21 protein-coding genes are annotated in these 20954 nt (G+C 73.2%); 6 read left to right on the top strand and 15 right to left on the bottom strand.

Going from position 1 to position 20954, the window contains the following annotated elements; translation table 11 throughout:
- Positions 1 to 68: 68 nt before the first annotated feature.
- Complete coding sequence (locus tag Q6350_RS12380) at positions 69 to 1271, top strand: NAD(P)/FAD-dependent oxidoreductase (protein WP_304607482.1); 1203 nt, start codon at positions 69 to 71, stop codon at positions 1269 to 1271.
- Positions 1272 to 1316: 45 nt separating this feature from the next.
- The gene (locus Q6350_RS12375; RefSeq protein WP_305066323.1) at positions 1317 to 2852 is read left to right on the top strand and encodes an FMN-binding glutamate synthase family protein; all 1536 of its coding nucleotides are present in this window, start codon (positions 1317 to 1319) and stop codon (positions 2850 to 2852) included.
- 134 nt (positions 2853 to 2986) lie between these two features.
- Here Q6350_RS12375 and Q6350_RS12370 read toward each other — a convergent pair whose 3' ends face one another.
- The gene (locus Q6350_RS12370; RefSeq protein WP_305066322.1) at positions 2987 to 4897 is read right to left on the bottom strand and encodes a cytochrome c biogenesis protein DipZ; all 1911 of its coding nucleotides are present in this window, start codon (positions 4895 to 4897) and stop codon (positions 2987 to 2989) included.
- Positions 4898 to 4946: 49 nt separating this feature from the next.
- Positions 4947 to 5555, bottom strand: a complete 609-nt coding sequence (locus tag Q6350_RS12365; protein WP_304604519.1) for a hypothetical protein — start codon at positions 5553 to 5555, stop codon at positions 4947 to 4949.
- A gap of 146 nt (positions 5556 to 5701) precedes the next feature.
- Here Q6350_RS12365 and Q6350_RS12360 point away from each other — a divergent pair, with 146 nt between their 5' ends.
- The gene (locus Q6350_RS12360; RefSeq protein WP_171245634.1) at positions 5702 to 6406 is read left to right on the top strand and encodes a fasciclin domain-containing protein; all 705 of its coding nucleotides are present in this window, start codon (positions 5702 to 5704) and stop codon (positions 6404 to 6406) included.
- A 229-nt stretch (positions 6407 to 6635) separates the two neighbouring features.
- On the opposite strand, the gene Q6350_RS12355 is transcribed toward Q6350_RS12360, so the two are convergent.
- From Q6350_RS12355 to Q6350_RS12345, 3 genes are all read right to left on the bottom strand, one after another.
- Positions 6636 to 7421: an anti-sigma factor gene (locus Q6350_RS12355; RefSeq protein WP_305066321.1), complete on the bottom strand. Its 786-nt coding sequence runs from the start codon at positions 7419 to 7421 to the stop codon at positions 6636 to 6638.
- Positions 7414 to 7980 carry an ECF RNA polymerase sigma factor SigK gene (gene sigK / locus Q6350_RS12350; protein WP_305066320.1) on the bottom strand — a complete coding sequence of 189 codons (567 nt, stop codon included), beginning with the start codon at positions 7978 to 7980 and terminating at the stop codon, positions 7414 to 7416. The genes Q6350_RS12355 and sigK overlap by 8 nt, the downstream gene beginning before the upstream one ends.
- A 216-nt stretch (positions 7981 to 8196) precedes the next feature.
- Entirely contained in the window at positions 8197 to 9408 is a 1212-nt protein-coding gene (locus tag Q6350_RS12345; protein ID WP_305066319.1) for a S8 family peptidase, read from the bottom strand.
- Positions 9409 to 9710: 302 nt separating this feature from the next.
- On the opposite strand from Q6350_RS12345, the gene Q6350_RS12340 reads away from it, so the two are divergent.
- The gene (locus Q6350_RS12340) at positions 9711 to 10346 is read left to right on the top strand and encodes a sigma-70 family RNA polymerase sigma factor (protein ID WP_305066318.1); all 636 of its coding nucleotides are present in this window, start codon (positions 9711 to 9713) and stop codon (positions 10344 to 10346) included.
- Here the strand turns inward: Q6350_RS12340 and Q6350_RS12335 are convergent.
- From Q6350_RS12335 to Q6350_RS12315, 5 genes are all read right to left on the bottom strand, one after another.
- Positions 10247 to 11380 (bottom strand): 3-deoxy-7-phosphoheptulonate synthase, encoded by a 1134-nt coding sequence (locus Q6350_RS12335; RefSeq protein ID WP_246246252.1) that lies wholly within the window; start codon positions 11378 to 11380, stop codon positions 10247 to 10249. The two genes, Q6350_RS12340 and Q6350_RS12335, sit on opposite strands and share 100 nt — an antisense overlap.
- A gap of 274 nt (positions 11381 to 11654) precedes the next feature.
- Entirely contained in the window at positions 11655 to 12155 is a 501-nt protein-coding gene (locus Q6350_RS12330) for an NUDIX domain-containing protein (protein ID WP_305066317.1), read from the bottom strand.
- 51 nt (positions 12156 to 12206) lie between these two features.
- Positions 12207 to 12941 carry a glutamine amidotransferase gene (locus Q6350_RS12325; RefSeq protein WP_304604525.1) on the bottom strand — a complete coding sequence of 245 codons (735 nt, stop codon included), beginning with the start codon at positions 12939 to 12941 and terminating at the stop codon, positions 12207 to 12209.
- Positions 12942 to 13015: 74 nt separating this feature from the next.
- Positions 13016 to 13825: an ABC transporter permease gene (locus Q6350_RS12320; RefSeq protein WP_305066316.1), complete on the bottom strand. Its 810-nt coding sequence runs from the start codon at positions 13823 to 13825 to the stop codon at positions 13016 to 13018.
- Positions 13822 to 14808 carry an ABC transporter ATP-binding protein gene (locus Q6350_RS12315; protein ID WP_304604527.1) on the bottom strand — a complete coding sequence of 329 codons (987 nt, stop codon included), beginning with the start codon at positions 14806 to 14808 and terminating at the stop codon, positions 13822 to 13824. Before Q6350_RS12315 ends, Q6350_RS12320 begins: the two co-directional genes overlap by 4 nt.
- A gap of 152 nt (positions 14809 to 14960) precedes the next feature.
- Here Q6350_RS12315 and Q6350_RS12310 point away from each other — a divergent pair, with 152 nt between their 5' ends.
- Positions 14961 to 15530 carry a hypothetical protein gene (locus Q6350_RS12310; RefSeq protein WP_304604528.1) on the top strand — a complete coding sequence of 190 codons (570 nt, stop codon included), beginning with the start codon at positions 14961 to 14963 and terminating at the stop codon, positions 15528 to 15530.
- Between the two features lie 117 nt (positions 15531 to 15647).
- On the opposite strand, the gene Q6350_RS12305 is transcribed toward Q6350_RS12310, so the two are convergent.
- From Q6350_RS12305 to recR, 5 genes are all read right to left on the bottom strand, one after another.
- Positions 15648 to 16769: an aspartate-semialdehyde dehydrogenase gene (locus Q6350_RS12305; protein WP_304604624.1), complete on the bottom strand. Its 1122-nt coding sequence runs from the start codon at positions 16767 to 16769 to the stop codon at positions 15648 to 15650.
- Between the two features lie 5 nt (positions 16770 to 16774).
- Positions 16775 to 18082: an aspartate kinase gene (locus Q6350_RS12300; RefSeq protein WP_304604529.1), complete on the bottom strand. Its 1308-nt coding sequence runs from the start codon at positions 18080 to 18082 to the stop codon at positions 16775 to 16777.
- A 146-nt stretch (positions 18083 to 18228) separates the two neighbouring features.
- Complete coding sequence (locus tag Q6350_RS12295; protein ID WP_304604530.1) at positions 18229 to 19008, bottom strand: TSUP family transporter; 780 nt, start codon at positions 19006 to 19008, stop codon at positions 18229 to 18231.
- A 57-nt stretch (positions 19009 to 19065) separates the two neighbouring features.
- A complete protein-coding gene (locus Q6350_RS12290) occupies positions 19066 to 19644 on the bottom strand; it encodes a DUF5063 domain-containing protein (RefSeq protein WP_171245646.1) in 579 nt (192 codons plus the stop codon).
- Between the two features lie 118 nt (positions 19645 to 19762).
- Complete coding sequence (gene recR / locus Q6350_RS12285; protein ID WP_305066314.1) at positions 19763 to 20362, bottom strand: recombination mediator RecR; 600 nt, start codon at positions 20360 to 20362, stop codon at positions 19763 to 19765.
- A 48-nt stretch (positions 20363 to 20410) separates the two neighbouring features.
- Between recR and Q6350_RS12280 the strand changes: the two genes are divergently transcribed.
- Complete coding sequence (locus Q6350_RS12280; RefSeq protein WP_304607474.1) at positions 20411 to 20941, top strand: NUDIX hydrolase; 531 nt, start codon at positions 20411 to 20413, stop codon at positions 20939 to 20941.
- Positions 20942 to 20954 lie beyond the last annotated feature (13 nt).

Below are 20954 nucleotides of genomic sequence, written 5' to 3'. Positions count from 1 at the left end.
CCACGGCACGATCCGGGCAGACGTGACACTCTGTGAGGCGGACTGCAGGACAGCGCCAAGGAGGACCGATGGATCCGATCGTCGTCGTCGGGGGTGGGCTCGCCGCAGCCCGCGCCACGGAGACCTTGCGCGACCAGGGCTACGACGGGCCGCTCGTGGTGGTGGCCGGCGAACCCATGCCGCCGTACGAGCGTCCTCCGCTGTCCAAGGAGTACCTGCGCGGCGAGGCGGGACGTGCCGACCTGCGCCCCCTGGACGCGGACTGGTACAGCGACCACAACGTCGACCTGCGGACCGGGACCAGCGTCACCGCGCTCGACGTCGGCGCCCGCTCGGTCACCACCGCTCCCGGCGGGTCCCAGCGGTACTCCCGGCTGGTGCTCGCCACGGGATCCCGGGTCCGGCGGATCGACGTGCCCGGGGCCGAGCTCGACGGCGTCCACTACCTGCGCTCCGTGCGCGACGCCGACCGGCTCTCCACCGCACTCTCCGAGGACGGACCCGTCGTCGTGGTCGGCGACGGGTGGATCGGTATGGAGGTCGCCGCCTCCGCCCGGCAGCTCGGCCGGGACGTGACCGTCGTCGGCCGCGGCCCGCACCCGCTCGCGTCGCTCGGCGCCGAGGTGGCCCGCGTCTTCACCGGCGTGCACGAGGACAACGGCGTGCGGCTGCTCCACGGCCGCTCCGTCGTCGCGATCGAGGGCGACGGCACCCGGGCGAGCAGCGTGCACCTCGACGACGGCACGTCCCTCGCGGCACGCACCGTCGTCGTCGGGATCGGCGTCACCCCGGAGGTCGGGCTCGCCGCGGAGGCGGGGCTCGACCTGGTCGCGGACCGCGACGGCGGCGGCGTCGCCGTCGACGGGACCCTGCGCACCTCCGCACCGGAGGTCTGGGCCGTCGGCGACATCGCCGCGGTACCGTCCGCACGCTTCGACCGGCTGCTGCGCATCGAGCACTGGGCCGTGGCCGACGAGACCGGCAAGCATGCCGCGCGGGCCGTGATGGGCTCCGAGGAGCCGTACGACGTGCTGCCGTACTTCTTCTCCGACCAGTTCGACCTCGGCATGGAGGCCAAGGGACTCACCGAGGGCGACGTCGTGATCTCCGGCTCCGCCGAGGACCGCGAGTGCGTCGCGTTCTGGGTCGACGGCGGCCGGGTCAACGGGGCCATGGCCGTCAACGTCTGGGAGCGGATGGACGAGGCCGAGGAGCTGATCCGGCACGACGGGACCGTCGACCGGGCGACGCTGGAGTCTTTCGCCGGCTGACCCCTGGCCGCCCCGACGGAGCACGAGTCCAGGACGGAGGACGAGGTGGGACGACGGAGAACCTGGCAAGGCGTAGGAGCCCTCGGCGCGGGGATCGCCTCCCTGGCGACCTGGGACCTGCTGCAGCGCAAGCACACGATCCTGCGCCGGTACCCCGTGATCGGCCATCTGCGCTACCTCCTCGAGATCGTCCGGCCCGAGCTGCAGCAGTACTTCATCGAGCGCGACTGGGACGGCCGCCCGTACGACCGCGACACCCGCTCGCTCGTGTACGAGCGGGCGAAGGGCGTCAACGAGGAGAAGCCGTTCGGCACCGAGCTCGACGTCAACCGGGTCGGGCACGAGCACCTCGTGCACACGACGACCCCGCTGGAGACCCCCGACGAGCCGGCGCGGGTCCAGGTCGGCGGACCCGACTGCACCCGCCCGTACTCCATGGCCCTGCTCAACGTCTCGGCCATGAGCTTCGGCTCCCTGTCGGCCAACGCGATCCGCGCCCTGAACAAGGGTGCCGCCCTCGGCGGGTTCGCCCACGACACCGGCGAGGGCGGCCTCTCGCCGTACCACGAGGAGCACGGCGGCGACCTGGTCTGGGAGATCGGGACCGGCTACTTCGGCGCGCGGACCGCGGACGGCGACTTCGACCCCGCGACGTTCCGCGCCACCGCCGCGAAAGACCAGGTCAAGATGGTGTCCCTCAAGCTGAGCCAGGGCGCGAAGCCGGGGGTCGGCGGGGTACTGCCCGCCTCGAAGGTGACCGCCGAGATCGCCCGGACACGCCAGGTCCCCGCGGGCGAGAAGTGCGTCAGCCCTTCCGCCCACCGGGTGTTCTCGACCCCGACCGAGCTCGTCGAGTTCGTCGCACGGATGCGTGAGCTCGCCGGTGGGAAGCCCGCCGGCATCAAGCTCTGCGTGGGCTCACGGGTGGACGTGCTCGCCGTCTGCAAGGCCGTGCTGGAGGTCGGAACCGCCCCCGACTTCATCATCGTGGACGGCGCCGAGGGCGGCACCGGTGCTGCACCCCTGGAGTTCGAGGACCACGTCGGCATGCCGCTCACCCAGGGACTGATGACGGTCCACAACGCCCTCGTGGGCACGGGACTGCGCGACCGTGTCCGCGTCGGCGCGAGCGGGAAGATCGCCGGAGGCAGCGACATCGTCAAACGGCTCGCCCAGGGGGCCGACTACACCAACGCCGCCCGGGCCATGATGATGGCCGCGGGCTGCATCCAGGCGCAGCGGTGCCACACCGACCGCTGCCCGAGCGGCGTCGCCACGCAGAACCCCTGGCGGGCCCGAGCCCTCGACGTCGCGGACAAGAGCGAACGCGTCCACCGCTACCAGCGCTCCACCGTCGACGAGGCGATGCGACTCATGGCCGCCATGGGCGTCTCCGGACCCGAGGAGCTGACCCCCGCGCACCTCCGGCGCACCGTGTCCCCCACGGACAGCCGCTCGTACGCGGAGCTGTACGAGTGGCTCGCCCCGGGTGAGCTGCTCGACGACGCACCGCAGGGCTGGGCCGCCGACTGGCGGCTCGCGTCGGCCGACCGCTTCGGTCCGCTCGCCGCCGGGTCCTGACCCCCCGACGAGATCGCCGTGCCACCCGAGCCCACAGTCGCCCAGGGCTGGGGGTTCGCCGTCGCGGAGTCCACCGAGATCCCGAGGGCCGCTGACGGCTGCCCTGCCCGACGCGTCGACGCCGTCCGCGGCGGTCAGCCGAACGTGAAGGTGTACACGGTCACGCCGGCGGGCACCTCCAGCTCCACCGTCCCCTCGGTCGCGCCGTCACCGCGCAGCACGTCATGGAGCGTGGGGTTGGCCGCCACGTCGATCTCCCGCTCCGCGCGCAGGGTGCCGTCGTCGGCCAGGACCCGTGCCGTCACGGTGCCCTCGCCCCCGAGCACCGAGTACACGTCGGTGGACCGGTAGGCCAGCCGCAGGATCGCGTCGTCGGACACCGCGGTCGCACCCTGGAAGTCGACGTCCCACCGACCGTCCAGGGAGAAGGTGTCCTCGGGCTGCTCGGTGGGTGCGGTGAACCGCCGCTCGCCGCTGCCGTAGTCGGTCGGCCCCGCGTAGTTGAAGACCTTGTTGAGCGCGAGGTACGTCTCCGGCGTCGTGTCGGCCTGCGGGGTGGTGTCCTCGGTGTCCGTGGGCGCGGGGAGCGTGACGTCCGAGTCGGCCTCCCGCAGCAGGTCGCGGATGTGCTGCTCCGTCGTGGCGTAGTCACCCTCGCCGAACTTCAGGTAGCGCACGGTCCCGTCGGCGTCGATCAGGTACTCGGCCGGCCAGTACCGGTTCCGGTAGCCGGTCCACGTCGAGTAGGCGTTGTCCTGCGCGATCGGGTGGTCGACACCGAGGTCCTCGGCCCCCGCGACGACGTTGCGCGTCTCGCGCTCGAAGGCGAACTCCGGGGTGTGCACGCCGATCACCTCCAGACCGGCGTCGCGGTAGGCGTCGTACCAGGCGTTGACGTGCGGCAGCGCCCGCTGGCAGTTGATGCAGGAGTAGGTCCAGAAGTCGACGAGCACCACCTGGCCGCGCAGGTCCGCGAGCTCGACGGGTGCGCCGTCGGGGGTGTTGAGCCAGGTCGTGATGCCGGTCAGGGGCGGCGCCGTCCCGCACTCGGCGAGCTCGGCGTCCCCGCTCGTGCAGTTCGACAGCTCGCGGTTGGCGTCCGTGACGATCCCGCCGAGCTCGAGGGCGTCCTGGACGGTCTCGCTGGAGTCGAGCTGCTGCTGGAGGGTGCCGATGTAGTCCGGCAGGGCCCGCTGGAGCTGGGCCGGCAGGTTCAGCGCGAGGGCGCCCGCGAGCGCGATCATGACGAGCCCTCCGGCGGTGCGGATGCCGCGCTGGTGGCGCTGGAACCCCCGCACCCGCTCGGCCACGCGCCGTCCGGCCAGGGCGAAGACGAGCAGCGGGACCGCGGCACCGACGGCGAAGCTCACCGTCAGGGCGACCGTGCCCGGTCCGACGTCGCCGGTCGCGCCGGCGACGGTGATCGCGGCCAGCACCGGCCCGGCGCACGGCACGTAGAGCACGCCCAGGCCGAGGCCCAGCAGGAACGCCCCGCGGTCCGGGCGCGGGGACCGCCGCGACCCGAGGGCCGCGATCCGCCGGAAGGGCCGCTCGAGCACCTCCTCGAACCGGGGCACGATCATGCCCGCGCCGATCGCGGCCAGCAGGGCGATGCCGAGCCAGCGCAGCAGGTCCTGCGGCAGCCCGAGCGCGGTGAGCAGGAGCGACCCGAGCAGCGTGAAGAGGCTGAAGCTGACGACCAGTCCGGCGATGACCAGGTAGGGGCGCCAGGACCGGGGCGTCCGCCGCCGGCGGTGGCGCGCCTCGGTGCCGTCCCGGTCCCCCCGCGACGGGCCGCTGGAGACCCTGCCGACGCGGTCGACCCGGATGGCCGTCGGCGCCCCGGCGAAGAGCGCCTGGTCGACGCGGGCACGTGCCGGGTCCTCACCGAAGTTCGCGGGTGCGTCACCCGTCGCGGCCCGGGTCCGCGCCCGCGCTCCCTCGACACCGCCGGCGAAGAAGATGACGGGCAGCATCGGCAGGATGCACGGCGAGATGCCGGTGACCAGACCACCGAGCAGACCGACCAGCACGAGCGTCTCCATGCCCGGGGTTCGGAGCGCGGAGCGGCGCGGATGGGTCGGAGCCCGACGCTCAGCCCCGCACCGTCGTCGTCACCCGGGTCAGGCTGGGACGCCGCGGCGTGGAGCCGAACCCGAACCGGACCGGCGGGTCGACGTCCGCGAGCGCCCCGAGGTCCGTGCCCTCCCAGGTGGCACTGACGGCGTCGACCCGGTGCACGTCCGTGGCGCCGTACGTCTCGTGCCGGCCGTTGCCGGCGCTGCCCCGCGTCCGGACGCCGTCGAGCACGAGCCGGGCGACAGGGTCGGTGAGCACGGTGAACCACGGCGCGGAGGCGAGCCGGCCCGGCAGCAGCCGCAGCAGCCGGCCCAGTCCCGTGCGGCGCCCGACGGCGGCGTGCAGGTGGAGCGGACCGGCCTCGGCGGTGAGCGACCCGGGAGCGCCGTCCTCGAGCCGCACACGGACCGGCGACTCCACGACGTCGTCGAAGCCGTAGGTCGTGGCCACGAACTCGGCGACGTGGGCCGGCGCCACGAGCCGACGACGGCCGGAGCCGTCCTCGACCATCGCGTCGGCGAAGGCACCGAACGGCGAGCGGTCCCAGACCCCCAGCACCACCCGCGTCCCGGACGTCGTCCCGACGCCGAGGATGCGACCGTCGAATCGCCACATGTCGCTCATCCACCGATGATGCGGGCCCGTCGGCGAGCGCGCGAGATCACAGATCGACAAAGTTTTCGCCCTGACCCATCCGGACGGCGCCCTCGTTCCGAACACCCTCGTGAAGCGCCCCGGGGACGTCGGGGCGACGAGGCAAGGAGAGAACGATGAAGGCTCGCACTCGCACCCGCACCGCCGCCGCCGGCTTCGCGACCCTGGCCCTTCTGGCCCTGGGCGCCTGTTCCACCGACGACGGGGACACGGCCGGCTCGGAGGAGACGATGACCGAGGAGTCCCCCATGGAGGAGGAGTCCATGGCCGAGGAGGACATGGAGTCCGAGGACGACATGGCCGAGGAGGACATGGAGATGGACCCGGCCGCCAACCTCGTCGGCCCCGGGTGCGAGGACTACGCCTCGCAGGTGCCCGACGGTGCCGGCTCGATCGAGGGCATGTCCACCGAGCCCGTGGCCGTCGCGGCGTCGAACAACCCGTTGCTGACCACGCTGACCGCCGCCGTCAGCGGCGAGCTCAACCCGGACGTGAACCTGGTCGACACCCTCAACGGGGGCGAGTTCACGGTGTTCGCCCCGGTGGACGAGGCCTTCGAGGCCGTCGACGCCGAGACCATCGACGCCCTGTCCACCGACGCCGACCTGCTGACCTCGGTGCTGACCTACCACGTGGTGGAGGGCCAGGCACTGCCCGAGGACGTCGTCGGCGAGCACACCACGGTCCAGGGCGAGACCGTCGAGGTCACCGGCGAGGGCGACGAGCTCACGGTCAACGACGCCGGCGTCATCTGCGGTGGCGTCATGACGCAGAACGCGACCGTCTACCTCATCGACGGGGTCCTCATGCCGACGATGTGACCGGCTCCCTGGTCCCGGCCGCGCAGGGGGCGGGCGGGACCAGGGCACCAGCTCCGCACCGGCCCGCGCCGTCCTCGGACGGGGTGGGCCGGTGTCGTGCTGCGGCGGATCGCTCCGGGTCAGCCCTCAGAACTCGCGGTCGGGCCGCCCCTGCACTCGCACGCTCGCTCCGGGTCAGCCCTCAGAACTCGTGGTCGGGCCGCCCCTGCACTCGCACGCTCGCTCCGGGTCAGCCCTCGGCGAGCACGACGACCGGGTCGGTGGTCGGCTGCTGCGAGCCGCCCTCCGGCTCGACCGACACGGCCAGGCCGACGCCGTCCACACCCTGCAGCAGCCGCTCGACGGCACCGTCCTCGGGGTCGAGCAGACCCGCGGACGTCACACCGCCCTCGGCGCCGACCAGCCAGAGCTGGTAGGTCGAGCCCGCGCCGACGTCCGGCAGGTCGCTCGCGCTGAACAGCAGGTCCTCGCCGGCGACCAGCACCGAGGCCTGGCCACCCCCGGCGACCTCGCTGCGCAGCAGGGTCGCCGACGGGTCGGCCATCATCTGCGCGACCGTGTCGACCTGCTGCTGGAGCTGGTTCTGCTCGACGGTCGCCCGGATCGCGACGGTGGTGGGCACGGCCACGGCGACGACGGCGGCGGCCGCTGCGGCGACGAGGCCCCACCGGCGACGGCGCCGGGCCAACGGCACGACGTTCTCGTCGCCCGCGGAACGGGCGCTCCGGGTCTCGCCGTCGGATCCGGACCACGCGCCGTCGTCGACCCCGGAGCGCTCGGCGGGTGTCGCCGTCGACCCCTGCGCGATGCGGGACATCACGGCATCGCGGAGCTCGGCCGGCGGCGTCGAGTCCACCGTGAACGCCGCGACCACCTCGCGGTACTCGTCGAGGGCGCGGCGGGCCGCCGGGTCGGCGGCGAGGAGGCGTTCGACCGCACGGCGTTCCAGGTCGTCGACCGCGTCGAGCGCGTAGGCCGGCAGGAGGTCCCAGGCGTCGTGCGTGCTGTCAGCCATGGTTCACCCCCAGGCAGTCGCGCAGCCGGATCAGTCCGTCGCGGATCCGGGACTTGACGGTCGGCAGGGCGGCACCGAGCCGCTCGGCCACCTCACGGTAGGTCCGACCGCCGTAGTAGGCGTCCACCACCGCCTCGCGCTGCGTCCCCGTGAGCGAGTCCAGGCAGCGCCGCACGGCTGCGCCCTCGAGGCGCTGCTCGACGTCCTCGGCGACGACGTCGTGGCCCGAGGGAGCGACGTTCGTGTCCAGGTCGCGCTGGTCCCGGTCGCGCCGCGCCTGCTCGGCACGGACACGGTCGATCGCGCGTCGACGGGCGAGGGTGACGACCCAGGTACGCGCCGACGCGCGGGCCGGGTCGTACGTCGCGGCTGTCTGCCACACCTCGACCATCACCTCCTGGGTCACCTCGGCGGCGTGGTCCGGGTCGCGGAGCACCCTGAGCGCCGTGCCGTACGCGGCGGGAGCCAGGGCGTCGTACACCGGCCCGAACGCGTCCGGCGTCCCGCCGGCGCACGCCGCCAGGGCGTCGTCGACCGGCGTCGTCTCGGGTGGTGGCACCCGCACAGTGTGCCCCACCGGGCACACCAGGTCGATCGACATGCCGCTCCCGTCGTGCGGTCCCGGACCTCCCGGGACACCAGTGGTTCGACGCCGAGCGGCTTCCGGATGGGTCCGGCCCGGGGTGGCGCGACCGTCCGAGGCGCACCCGGGCGCAGCAGCGGCCGGCACGCGCGAGGCGTGCCGGCCGCTGTCAGCCGGGTGTTCGTGGAGCGATCAGAAGCCGGCCACGTTCAGCAGCTTCTCCTTCGTGCCGTCGGGGTCGTCGACGTCGTTCCAGTCGGTGGTGCCGGCCGACTGCAGGGCCGACTTCACCTGGGCCGGGGAGGCCGACGGGTGGGTGGCCTGGTACAGCGCCGCGCCGCCGGCGACGTGCGGGGAGGCCATCGACGTGCCGGAGATGGTGTCGTAGCCACCGCCCTTCCAGGTCGACGTGATGCAGACGCCGGGGGCGATGAGGTCGACGTCGGCGCCGTAGTTGGAGAAGCCGGCGAAGGTGTCGTCGACGTCGGTGCGGCACGTCGGTGCGGCGCCGCCACCGGGCAGCCCGTTGAAGTCGGCCAGCGCGCTGACGGTGATGACCTCGTCGTACGCCGCGGGGAGGTGGTTCGCGGAGTCGTCGGACTCGTTGCCCGCCGCCACCACGAAGGTGACCCCGGCGTCGACCGCGGCACAGATCGCCTCGTGCATGGCGTCGGTGTTGCTGCCGCAGGCGTTGTCGGTCCCGGTGCCGCCGAGGCTCATGTTGGCGACCTCGATCTGGTCGGCGTTGGCCGCGACGAAGTCGATGCCGCAGATCACGTCGGACCACTGCCCGCTGCCCGCGTTGTTGAGCACGCGCACCGGCCAGATCCGGGCGCCGGGCGCCACACCGACGACCCCGGCGCTGTCGTCGAGCGCGCCGATGGTGCCGGCGACGTGGGTGCCGTGGCCGTTGCCGTCGTTGGCGGAGCGGCCCGTGGAGCAGTTCATGGCCCCGGGCTCGTAGACGTTGATGTCCGGGTGGTCGAGGTCGACGCCGGAGTCGATGACGGCCACGTCGACGTCGACACGGGTGTCGGCGCCGTCGATGGCGGCGGTCGAGCTCAGCTCGGCGTCGACGCGGTCGATGCCGGTGGGCGTGGTCTGCGCCGTGGTCGTCACGACGCCGTCGGGCTGGACCAGCAGCACGCGGGGGTCGTCGGCCAGGCGAGCGGCGGCGGTCGCGCTCATGGTGGCGGAGTAGCCCCGGATGGCGCTGGTGTAGACGTGGGCGACGGCGACGTCCGCGGCGCGGGAGTGCTGGGCGGCCACCGAGGCGGTGTTGGCGGACGGGCTGAGCATCACGATGTAGCCGTTGGTCTCGGGCGGGGCGGCGCTGGCGGGGACGGCGACGCTCGCGGCGGCGAGCGCGGCCGTGCCCCACACGGCCAGGAGTTTCTTGTGCACAGCAGGTCCTTTCGTCGGGTCTTCCGATCGAGCGGGCCGGTGGTCCACCGGGTGCCAGGACAGTGGCACGTCGGTATCCTCGAGCACCAGTACAGACCAGACGTTGTTATACAGATTTTACATAAAACGTAAATCAGGGCATAAAGAACGGACGCGGCAGTCGGCACCCTGCAGAACAACCCGTTGCCGAAGATGTCGCTCCGGGGCGTGGATGTGTTACAGGTCACATCGCCAGGTCGGCGAGGTCCTGTCGGAGCGTGGGGGGATGGTGCGGCACCGTGGTCGAGACACCCTCGGATCTCGTGGCGCGCGCGGTAGCCGGTGACGAACAGGCGCTCGCCCAGGTCATGGACACGGTGCGACGCACGGTCGTGCCCTACTGCCGCGCGCGACTGGGGTCGGGAGCCGGGCGCCACACCAGTGCCGACGACGTGGCGCAGGACGTGTGCGAGGCGGTGCTGGTCGCGTTGCCGCGTGCCCGGGGCCCGCTGCTGCCGTTCGTCTACGGCATCGCCGCCCACAAGGTCGCGGACGCGGTGCGGGCGGCCGCGCGGTCACGTCACCTGGTCGAGCTCGACGGAGTGCCGGAACCGGTCGTCGACGGCACGCCGGAGGACAGCGCGATGGCGGCCGACACGTCGGCGCGCCTGCGGGGGATGCTCGACCGCCTGCCCGCCGTGCAGCGGCAGGTCGTGGTGCTGCGGGTCCTGGTCGGCCTGTCCGCGGCACAGGTCGGCAGGAGGCTGGGCATGTCGGCCGGCGCGGTCCGGGTGGCGCAGCACCGCGGGCTGCGCCGGCTGCGGGACCTGGCGGTCGAGCATCCCCCGGACAGGAGGCTTCAGCCCTCGCGACGCGTGCGGATCGCCTCCGCCAGGACCGAGAGCAGCTCCGCCGTCGTGCCCCAGTCCATGCACTTGTCGGTGACCGACCGGCCGTAGACGAGCTGGTCGAGCGGTGCCGGCTGCTGGGCACCCGCCTCCAGGAAGCTCTCCAGCATGAGCCCGCTGATCCCCTGCTCGCCGTCGGCCAGACGCGCCGCGATCTCCCGCACCACCTCGGCCTGGCGCACGTGGTCCTTGCCGGAGTTCCCGTGCGAGGCGTCCACGATCACGCCGTGCTCCACGGGGCCGCCCAGCCCGGAGGTCCGGGCGACGGCCAGCGCGTCGGCGATGTCGGACGCGCCGTAGTTCGGCCCGCCCCGGCCACCGCGGAGGATGACGTGGCAGTCCGGGTTCCCGGCGGTCTCGACGGCGGCCGCACGGCCCTCCGCGTCCGCGCCGAAGAACGTGTGCTCGCTCGCGGCCGTGATGCAGCCGTCCACGGCGATCTGCACGTCCCCGTCCGTGGCGTTCTTGAACCCGACCGGCATCGACAGCCCGGAGGCGAGCTGGCGGTGGACCTGCGACTCCGCGTTGCGCGCGCCGATCGCGCCCCAGGTGACGGCGTCGGCGATGTACTGCGGAGAGGTCGGCTCGAGGAACTCGCAAGCGGCCGGGACACCGGCGTCGAGCACACCCAGGAGCACCTCGCGGGCGAGCCGCAACCCGTGGTGGACGTCGTGCGAACCGTCCAGGTGCGGGTCGTTGATGAGCCCCTTCCACCCGACCGTGGTGCGCGGCTTCTCGAAGTAGACCCGCATGACGACGACCAGCTCGTCGGACAGCTCGCGGGCCAGCGGTGCGAGCCGGCGGGCGTAGTCGAGCGCGGCCGCCGGGTCGTGCACCGAGCACGGGCCCACGATGACCACCAGGCGGTCGTCCTCGCCGCGCAGCACGTCCCGCACCTCGCGCCGGGACGTGGTCACGAGGTCGCTGCGCGCGGTGCCCAGCGGGAGGCGGGCACGCATCGACCGCGGTGCGGGCAGGGGGTCCAGCGCGCGGACGCGGAGGTCGGAGGTCTCGGCCATCAGCTCAGTATCTCGCTCGGCGTCGGCGGTGCGCGCGGCGGGGGTGTCGGAGGTCGTGGTGCTCATGATCGCGGGGCTCCTGGTGGTGCGGTCGGTGTCGGCGGGGCGGCGGTGTCGCCGCACGCGTTCCGATCCCGACCGGAGGCCCGTCCGACGACGAAGGGCCCGGACGCGGTGCGCGTCCCAGGCCCTGTGCTGGCTCCGGTGGAAGGTGTCGGTCAGGCGCGAGCCCGCCGAGCTCCCAGCGGAGCCGGCGTAAAGCGCCAATACCAACGGATGTCCACGGCCACGACAGTACGCGCGCCGTCCCGCCGCGTCCAGCGCCGTCCACGATCCGGGCTCAGGGGCGGACGAACAGCGCCGCGTCGTCCGGCGCCGCGAGGAACTCCCGCTCGTGCTCGAGCCGTTCGCGGGTGGAGTCCGCCAGGTCGGCGGGCAGCTCGTGGCCGGCGAACCACCCGACCTCCAGGGACTCGTCGTCCGCGACCCGGGCGGCCCGGGCGGCCTCGGGCGACACCGGCCGGGCGCGGAACAGGGTGTCCAGGTACGCGGAGCGGTCACCGTTCGGGTACGTCACCACCGGCGTGCTGAACACACCCACGATCCCGACGACCTCGATCACCACGGCGGTCTCCTCGAGGACCTCGCGCACGATCCCGGCGGCGGGCTGCTCGCCCGGGTCGAGGATCCCGCTGGGGATCGCCCACCGCGCCGTGTCGGCGCGGCGGCCCAGCAGGAGCCGGTGGTCGCCGTCGCGCACGACGGCGCTGACCCCGGGCAGCCACAGCAGGTCGGTACCGACGCGGGCCCGCAGGGCGGCGACATGATCGGGGATCGGCATGCGCCGACCCTATCCCCGCGCGGCTCCGCGAGGCGGCGACGTCGGAGGCCGTCAGTCGCGCGCGTACCGGGTCACGAAGTTGCGCAGGATGCGCATCGGCTCGGTGACCGGTCGTGCCGAGGCCCGCGCGATCACTGCGCCCGCCTCCTCCGGGTCGAAGTAGCCGTGGTGGCGGTACACCCGCACCCGGTCGGTGAGGCCGGCCAGGTCCAGCTCGGGGTGGAACTGCGTGGCGTAGAGGTTCTCGCGCAGCCGGAACATCTGCACCGGTGCCCACGGGGAGAACGCCAGACGCACCGCTCCGGGCGGCAGCTCGCGCATCGCCTCCTTGTGCCCGGCGAACGCCGCGAACGCCGGCGGCACCCCCTCCAGCAGGGGATCCTCGGCGCCCTCGCGGGTGAGCTCGACGGTGACGATGCCGACGTCCTCGCCGTAGTGCCGGTCCACCACTCCCCCGGCGAACGTGCCCAGGGTGCCGACCCCGTAGCACGCCCCCAGGAACGGGAAGTCGCGGTCCACGACCTCCTCGAGCAGGTCGGCCATCTCGCGCTCGACGCGGTGCTGGACCTCGGACTTCTGGTCGTCCGGGTCGGAGGAGTTGAACGGTCCGCCCCCGACGATGATCCCCGAGTAGGCGTCCAGGTCGACGGACGGCATCGGCCCGGCCTCGAGCCGCACCCGGTGGAGCTGCGCCGGGTGGAGCCTGCCGTACCGGCACATCGCCGCGTACTCGCCGTCGGCGGCGACGTCCTCGGCCCGCGTCGCCAGCAGCAGGAACGGCTTCATGACCCGAGGCTATGCCGCGTGCGGGCCGACCGCTCGCGGGCCCGGGGGCCCGTCCGCGAGGCGGCCGGGACGGCTCACGTCCAGCGGAAGAGGCGGACGGCGAGCGGCAGCAGCAGCGCCGTCCACACCACCATGACGACCACCTGCAACGTCGGGAAGCCGTCGCCGAACCACCCGGCGGACAACGCCTGCGAGGCCGCACCGAGCGGGCTGAACTGCCCGATCTCCTGGATCAGGTCGGGCATCGCCGGCCCCGGCGTCCACACCCCGGCGAGCAGCAGCATCGGGAAGTAGATGGACATCGCGATGCCGTTGGCCGCGGACGCCCGGGGGGCGAGCGCCGCGACCACCATGCCCAGGGACAGCATCACGGCCAGGCCCAGCACGAACGCGAGCACGAGGACCGCCGGCTGCGTGGGCGCCGGCACGTCGAAGGCCACGGCCGCGACGACGAGGGCGAGCACGACGCCGACGGAGGTCGTGACCGCGTTGATCACCAGGTGCGCCGCGACGATGCCCTGCGGGCGCATCGGTGTGGTCGAGAGCCGCCGCAGCACCCCCTTCTCGCGGTACGTGGCGAGGGTGACCGGCATGACGGTGAGCGCCGCGGTGCCGACCGCCATCGCCAGGATCGTCGGCACGTAGGTGGCGATGGGCGTGACCTGGTACCAGACGGACCCCGGCGGGGCGCCCTGGATCGGGTCCCGCATGCCCGGGATGAGGAACCCGACGCCGACCAGCACCACCGTCGGGAACACCACCCCGAAGAACGGGGACGCGAGGTCGCGGAACCACACGAGGAACTCGGTCTGCAGCAGACGCCCGAACCCGCGCCACCCGGACGTCCCGGTCAGCCGGCGTCGCTCGGTCGCGGTGGCGGTCATGACCGGTCCCCCTCCGTGGCGAGCGCGGGTTCGTCCTCGTCGTCCTGCTCGGCGTACGTCCGCCCGGTGACGGCGAGGAACACGTCCTCGAGGGTCCTGGTCACGGTGCGGATGTCGTCCGGCACGAGGTCCGCCTCGGCGAGCGCCGGCATGACGGCGAACAGCACCCGTCGCGAGCCGGTGACGGCGACCTCGCCGTCGCTCCCGGGCGCGACGCCGTGGACGTCGGGGTGGGTCTCGGTGAGTCGGTCGAGGACCGCCCGGGCGGGGGCGGCGGTGCCCTCGGCGAAGCGGACGACGACGGTGCGGTCGGCCTGGAGGCCGTCGATGAGCCCGCGCGGGGTCCCCTCGGCCACGACCCGTCCCGCGTCGATGACGACCAGGCGGTCGCAGAGCCGCTCGGCCTCGTCCATGAAGTGGGTGACGAGCAGGATCGTCACGCCCGTCGCCCGGACCCGGTCGACGAGGTCCCACGTGGACCGCCGGGCCTGCGGGTCGAGGCCCGTGGTCAGCTCGTCGAGGATGGCCACCTCCGGGTTGCCCACCAGCGCGAGGGCGATCGACAACCGCTGCTTCTGCCCCCCGGACAGGTTGCGGAACTGCTTGTCCGCGTGCTCGGTCAGGTCGAGCAGCGCGAGCAGGTCGGCCGGGTCGGCGGGACGCGGGTAGAACGCGGCGAAGAGCCGGACGGCCTCGCCGACGGTGATGCGGTCGTGGAGGGTCGCCTCCTGGAGCTGGATGCCGAGCCTGTCCCGCACCGCACCGGGGTCGCGCTGGGTGTCGTGGCCGAGCACCCGGGTGGTGCCGCCGTCGGCCCGCCGCATCCCGGCGATGGTCTCGACGGCGGTGGTCTTGCCGGCACCGTTGGGCCCGAGGATGCCGAAGATCTCCCCGGGGCGGACCGAGAACGACACGTCGTCCACCGCGACCTTGTCGCCGTAGGTCTTCCGGAGGTGGCTCACCTCCACGACGGGGCCGTCCATGGCCCCTCCCTTCGCCAGGCGGGACGTCACTCCGATGGTGCCACGCGCGCTCTCGTGGCGCAGGTGTCCGCGACGGTTCTCACCCGGCCGGGGTGGAGGTCCGGCAGGCCTCCCCGTGAGCGGAGAGGTTCCCGGGGGGCGAGGCTGGTGGCATGGACGCGGCGAACACGTGGTCGAGCCTGGCCTTCGTCGCCGCGGGCCTGTGGATCGTGGCCCGACGGCGCCGGCCGGGCGACGGTGCGGAGGCGCCGTCCGCCGCGCGCACCCGAGTCGCCCTCGGGATCCTCGCCGTCGGTATCGGGCTGGGTTCCGTGGTCCAGCACGGTCCGGCTCCCGCCTGGAACCCGGTCGTCCACGACCCCCCGCTGCTGGGCGCCTACGCCCTCGTGGCCGCGGACGCCGTCGCGGACCTGACCGGTCGACGGCTGCGCACGTGGTGGTGGCTGGTCCCGACGCTCGCCGACGCGGTCCTGGCCGCCGTGTCACCGGCGGCGTCCATCGTCGCGCAGGGGACGGCGTCGGTCGTCGCGGTCGTGGCGATCCTGCTGCGTGCCGTCGCCCGCCCGGTGCTGCGACCCCGGCTGCTCACCGCCCTCGTCGTGCTCGGCGTCGGAGCGCTGATCGGCTTCGTCGAACCGTGGGGCCACGTGGCCTGGCACGTGCTCGCCGCGGCGGCGATCGTGGTCGTGGCTCCCGCCGTCGGGCGCCGTGCGCCGGGCTGACACGACGAGGGGCCCGGGGGGAGCGTCTCGCTCTCCCCGGGCCCCTTCGTGCACGACCTCGGCAGCCTGACTCGCGGCCAGACCTCCTGACTCGCGATCAGGTGCCCTGACCGGCGGTCAGGCGTCGGCGGCCACCGACTCCGCGGCCTCCGCCGCGTCGTACGTCGCCAGCTCGGCGATGTCGGCCGCGACGAGCTCGCCGATCTGGATCGCGTTGAGCGCCGCACCCTTGCGCAGGTTGTCGTTCGCGACGAACAGCACCAGCCCGCGACCGTCCGGGACGGACTGGTCGGTGCGGATGCGGCCGACGAACGACGGGTCGGCACCCGCCGCGCCGAGCGGCGTCGGGACCTCGGTGAGCTCCACGCCCGGGGCGTCGGCCAGCAGCTCGCGCGCCCGGTCGGGGGTGATGGCCGAGCCGAACTCGGCGTGGATCGCCAGCGAGTGACCCGTGAAGACCGGCACGCGCACGCAGGTCCCCGCGACGGCGAGGTCCGGCAGGCCGAGGATCTTGCGGGACTCGTTGCGGAGCTTCTGCTCCTCGTCCGTCTCCTCGGAGCCGTCGTCGACGATCGCACCGGCCATCGCCACCACGTCGAAGGCGATCGGCGCGACGTACTTCTCCGGCGTCGGGAACTCGACGGCGCCGCCGTCGTGCGTCAGGCCCTCGAGGTCACCGGCGGTCGCGGCGCGCGCCTGGTCGGCGAGCTCCTTCACGCCGCCCAGCCCGGACCCGGACACCGCCTGGTACGTGGCGACGCGCAGACGCTCCAGCCCGGCCTCGGCCGTCAGCGGCTTCAGCACCGGCATCGCGGCCATCGTGGTGCAGTTCGGGTTGGCGATGATGCCCTTCGAGGCCTCGCTGATCGCCTCGGGGTTGACCTCGGAGACCACCAGCGGGACCTCGGGGTCGAGCCGCCAGGCGGACGAGTTGTCGATGACCACGGCCCCCGCCTCGGCGAAGCGCGGGGCGTGCTCGCGGGAGGTGCCGCCGCCCGCGGAGAACAGGGCGATGTCGATGTCGGCGAGGTCGTCGGTGGCCGTGGCCGCCGTGTCCTCGACGGTGACGTCGACGCCCTCGTAGGTGATCGTCGACCCGGCCGACCGCGCCGAGGCGAACAGCCGCAGCTCCTTGATCGGGAAGGCCCGCTCGGCGAGCAGCTTGCGCATCACGGCGCCGACCTGACCGGTCGCACCGACGACGGCGACGTTGACTCCGGTGGAGTTGATCTGTGCCACGTGGCTCACCGCCCCGTCCCGGCGTAGACGACGGCCTCGCCCTCGTCGGAGTCCAGCTCGAACGCGGTGTGGATGGCGCGCACGGCGTCGTCGAGGCTGTCCGCGCGGGTGACGACCGAGATGCGGATCTCGGAGGTGGAGATCATCTCGATGTTGATGCCGGCGTCGCGCAGCGCCCCGAACAGGCGCGCGGAGATGCCGGGGTGCGACTTCATGCCGGCGCCCACGAGCGAGACCTTGCCGATCTCGTCGTCGATCTGCAGGTCGATGAACTTCAGCTCGGACTTCACGGCGTTGAGCGCCGCCGTCGTCGAGCGGACGTCGGCGTGCGGGAGCGTGAAGGAGATGTCGGTCCGGCCGGTGTCGGCGGCGGAGACGTTCTGCACGATCATGTCGATGTTCGTGCCGGCCGCGGCCACGACCTCGAAGATGCGGGCCGCCTGGCCCAGGGTGTCGGGCACGCCGACGATGGTGATCTTGGCCTCGCTGCGGTCGTGCGCGACGCCGGAGATGATCGGGTCTTCCATGGGGGCTTCCTCCTGCTCCTCGGAGCTGGCGTTCGGGTCGATGAGGTCTCCGTGGGTGCCCTTGACGAGGGTGCCGGGCTTGCCCGAGAACGAGCTGCGCACGTGCACCGGCACGCCGTAGCGGCGGGCGTACTCGACGGCGCGCAGCGCCAGCACCTTGGCGCCGGAGGCGGCGAGCTCGAGCATCTCTTCGTAGGTGACCTTGTCGATCTTGCGAGCGCCCGGCGCGATGCGGGGGTCCGCGGTGAAGATGCCGTCGACGTCGGTGTAGATCTCGCAGACGTCGGCGTCGAGACCGGCGGCCAGTGCGACCGCCGTCGTGTCGGAACCGCCACGACCCAGGGTGGTGACGTCGTTGTTGCCGCGGTTGACGCCCTGGAACCCCGCGACGATCGCGACCTGGCCCTTCTCGAGGGTCTGGCGGATGCGGTGCGGGACGACGTCGACGATGCGGGCCTTGCCGTGGACCGCGTCGGTGAGGAGACCGGCCTGCTGGCCGGTGAAGGACTTCGCCTTGACCCCGAGCTTGTCGATCGCCATGGCGAGGAGCGACATCGAGATCCGCTCACCGGCGGTGAGCAGGATGTCCATCTCGCGCTGCGGCGGTCGGGGACTGATGTCGGCGGCGAGATCGAGGAGCTCGTCGGTGGTGTCGCCCATGGCGCTCACCACGACGACCACGTCGTTGCCGGCGCGCCTGGCCTCGGCGATGCGCTTGGCCACGCGCTTGATCGAGCGGGCGTCCGAGACGGACGACCCGCCGTACTTCTGCACGACCAGTGCCATGCATACAACCTTTCTGTCGCCGGCCTCCGTCTCTCTCAACGGTCCGCCGGTCCCTTGTGTGTGCGCGGTCCATCGTAGCGACCCCACGTGAGGAGCGGTGTGCCAGGTGTCACATCCGGGCGGATCGGGGCCCGTCCCGGGCGTCCCTACGCCGCGGCGGTGACGACGTCGTACCCGAGCGTGCAGATGAGCGCGCCGACCACGACGACGAACACCGCACGGACGAACCTGCTGCCCTTCGACACCGCCATCCGGGCCCCGACGTACCCGCCGACGAGGTTCGCGACGCCGATCGCCAGCCCCAGGCTCCACACGACGGCCCCGGCGGGCACGAAGAAGATCAGGGCACCCAGGTTGGTGGCGAAGTTCACGATCTTCGCGAGCGCCGAGGCCGGCAGGAACGCGTACCCGAGGATGCTCACCAGGGAGATGACCAGGAAGGTGCCGGTGCCCGGACCGAGCAGCCCGTCGTACGCGCCGATGACGAGGCCGATGCCGGCGGCGGTCCAGCGGTGCCGGTTGCCCTCCCAGCGCAGGTTGTCGTACCGGCCGAGCTGTGGCCGGGCGAGGGTGAAGACCGCCACACCGATCAGGACCACCAGGATGATCGGCGTGAACAGCTCGGCGGGGATCTGCGTGGCCAGCGCGGCTCCCCCGACGGCGCCGGCCAGCGCGGCCGCGGCCATCGGCCCGGCCGTGGTCAGGTCCGGCCCCACACGCCGGTAGTAGGTGATCGAGCTGACCGAGGTGCCCATGATCGAGCCGAGCTTGTTGGTCGCCAGCGCCTGCACCGGCGACATCCCCGGCACGAGCAGCAGCGCCGGGAGCTGGATGAGTCCCCCGCCGCCGACGACGGCGTCGACCCAGCCGGCGGTCAGTCCGGCCAGGACGAGCAGGGCGACGGTGGTGGGGTCGAGGTCGGGCACGTCCGGAATCCTCGCACGCGGCGACCGCTCGCGACGCGCGGTCCGGGCCGCGCGCGATCAGGAGTGCAGGGCGTCGTACTCCGCCTCGGCGGCCACGTCGGCCTCCACGTCGAGGCGCAGGTGCGCCAGCACCGACTGCAGCAGACGCAGCGCCGACGAGGCGCGCTCACCCCAGCTGGACAGGTAGGAGAACTGCCACCACCACAGGCCCTCGAGCTCATGCCCGTCGTCGAAGTGCTGCAGCCCCTTGGCGATCTCCTCGGCGACGCACGCCAGGTCGCCGGACAGCGACGCCGGGCCGAGCTCCCGGCCCAGCACCGGGTCGACGACCTCGACGTAGTCGTCGAACCCGTCGAACATCTGGCCCAGGGCCGTGCGGAGGGGGTCGACGTCGGTCTCGCGGCCCGCGTCGGGCTCGAACCGCTGCGGCGGCACGACGTCGACGATGGCGGCCAGGCGGGCGCCCGCGGCCAGCAGGTCGGAGGTGGCCAGGATCAGCAGGGACAGCTCGGCCCCCGGGAACCCGCCGGAGGCGACCTGCGACGCCGTGGACAGGAACGTCCGCGCCTGCGTCGACATCTGGTCGGCGACCTCGCGGAGCTCGGAGTCTGCAGCGATCTCTGACACGGTGCTCATCCGTCCTGTGGTGCCTGCCGCCGGCCGGTCGGGCCGACGGACCGTCGTGCTCCGTCCCAGTCTCCACCGACAGGCCGCCCGGGCGCCAGACGTGCCCGCGAGGTCGACGGGCCCCGGTTCAGCCGCCGACGACGCGCCGTCCCTCGAACGCACGGCCGAGGGTGACCTCGTCGGCGTACTCCAGGTCCCCGCCGACCGGCAGCCCGGAAGCGAGCCGGGACACCGTCACCCCCATCGGCCCGATGAGGCGGGAGAGGTAGGTCGCGGTGGCCTCGCCCTCGACGTTCGGGTCGGTCGCGATGATGACCTCGGTGACGGTGCCGTCGGCCAGTCGCGCCATGAGCTCGCTGATCCGCAGGTCGTCCGGTCCGACGTTCTCCAGCGGATTGATGGCGCCGCCGAGCACGTGGTACTTGCCGCGGAACTCCCGCGTGCGCTCGATCGCCACGACGTCCTTCGGCTCCTCGACGACGCAGATCACCTCGTCGCTGCGCCGCGGGTCCGCGCACACCCGGCAGGTCGCCGACTCCGCGACGTTCCCGCAGGTCTCGCAGAACTGCACCCGCGCCTTGACCTCCGTCAGGGCGTCCACCAGCCGCCGCACGTTCGCGGCGTCGGTGGCGAGCAGATGGAACGCGATGCGCTGCGCGCTCTTGGGCCCGACACCGGGAAGCCGGCCGAGCTCGTCGATCAGGTCCTGGACCGCACCTTCGTACACGCGCCCAGCCTACGGCGCGGCGGGGACTTCTCCGGCATGATGCGAGGGATGAGCGAGGACACGAGGGACGAGCTCGTCGCCCTCTTCGATGACACCGGTGCACCGTGCGGCACCGCGTCGCGTCGTCGCGTGCGGGCCGAGAACCTGCGCCACGCGGCGACGGCCGTCGTCGTCCGCAACGCCGCCGGCGAGGTCTACGTGCACCGCCGCACGGACACCAAGGACGTCTACCCCGGCCGCTACGACTTCTGCGCCGGCGGGGTGCTGCGGGCCGGCGAGTCCCCGTTGCAGTCCGCACGCCGCGAGGTCGCCGAGGAGCTCGGCGTCCAGGGGGTCCCCCTGCTGCGGCTCGGCGAGCGGGACTACGCCGACGCGCACACGCGATACCGCGCGTTCCTGTTCACCTGCACCTACGACGGCCCCGTGCGGTGGCAGCCGGAGGAGGTGGCCTGGGGCCGGTGGGTCTCCCCCCGGCGCCTGGTCGAGATGGTGGACGAGCTCGCGTTCGTGCCCGACTCGGTGGCCGTCCTGGACCGCTGGCTCGACGCCCTGCGGGCCTCCGGCCACGGGAGCGACTGAGGGGCGGGCCGGC

Origin of the sequence: Isoptericola sp. b515, assembly GCF_030588125.1 — a bacterium.
Classification (GTDB): Bacteria; Actinomycetota; Actinomycetes; order Actinomycetales; family Cellulomonadaceae; genus Isoptericola; species Isoptericola sediminis.
The sequence above is the reverse complement of the archived record's forward strand: the minus strand, read 5'-3'. Positions and strand labels throughout refer to the sequence as shown.

Excerpts from the sequence above, each read along its gene's own strand:
- Q6350_RS12300 (WP_304604529.1), bottom strand. The coding sequence starts at position 18,082 with ATGGCACTGGTCGTGCAGAAGTACGGCGGGTCGTCCGTCTCGGACGCC.
- Q6350_RS12280 (WP_304607474.1), top strand. The coding sequence starts at position 20,411 with ATGAGCGAGGACACGAGGGACGAGCTCGTCGCCCTCTTCGATGACACC.
- Q6350_RS12370 (WP_305066322.1), bottom strand. The coding sequence starts at position 4,897 with ATGGAGACGCTCGTGCTGGTCGGTCTGCTCGGTGGTCTGGTCACCGGC.
- Q6350_RS12290 (WP_171245646.1), bottom strand. The coding sequence starts at position 19,644 with ATGAGCACCGTGTCAGAGATCGCTGCAGACTCCGAGCTCCGCGAGGTC.
- Q6350_RS12335 (WP_246246252.1), bottom strand. The coding sequence starts at position 11,380 with ATGAGCACCACGACCTCCGACACCCCCGCCGCGCGCACCGCCGACGCC.
- Q6350_RS12355 (WP_305066321.1), bottom strand. The coding sequence starts at position 7,421 with ATGGCTGACAGCACGCACGACGCCTGGGACCTCCTGCCGGCCTACGCG.
- Q6350_RS12320 (WP_305066316.1), bottom strand. The coding sequence starts at position 13,825 with ATGACCGCCACCGCGACCGAGCGACGCCGGCTGACCGGGACGTCCGGG.
- Q6350_RS12315 (WP_304604527.1), bottom strand. The coding sequence starts at position 14,808 with ATGGACGGCCCCGTCGTGGAGGTGAGCCACCTCCGGAAGACCTACGGC.
- Q6350_RS12365 (WP_304604519.1), bottom strand. The coding sequence starts at position 5,555 with ATGAGCGACATGTGGCGATTCGACGGTCGCATCCTCGGCGTCGGGACG.
- Q6350_RS12325 (WP_304604525.1), bottom strand. The coding sequence starts at position 12,941 with ATGAAGCCGTTCCTGCTGCTGGCGACGCGGGCCGAGGACGTCGCCGCC.
- Q6350_RS12310 (WP_304604528.1), top strand. The coding sequence starts at position 14,961 with ATGGACGCGGCGAACACGTGGTCGAGCCTGGCCTTCGTCGCCGCGGGC.
- Q6350_RS12330 (WP_305066317.1), bottom strand. The coding sequence starts at position 12,155 with ATGCCGATCCCCGATCATGTCGCCGCCCTGCGGGCCCGCGTCGGTACC.
- Q6350_RS12360 (WP_171245634.1), top strand. The coding sequence starts at position 5,702 with ATGAAGGCTCGCACTCGCACCCGCACCGCCGCCGCCGGCTTCGCGACC.
- Q6350_RS12380 (WP_304607482.1), top strand. The coding sequence starts at position 69 with ATGGATCCGATCGTCGTCGTCGGGGGTGGGCTCGCCGCAGCCCGCGCC.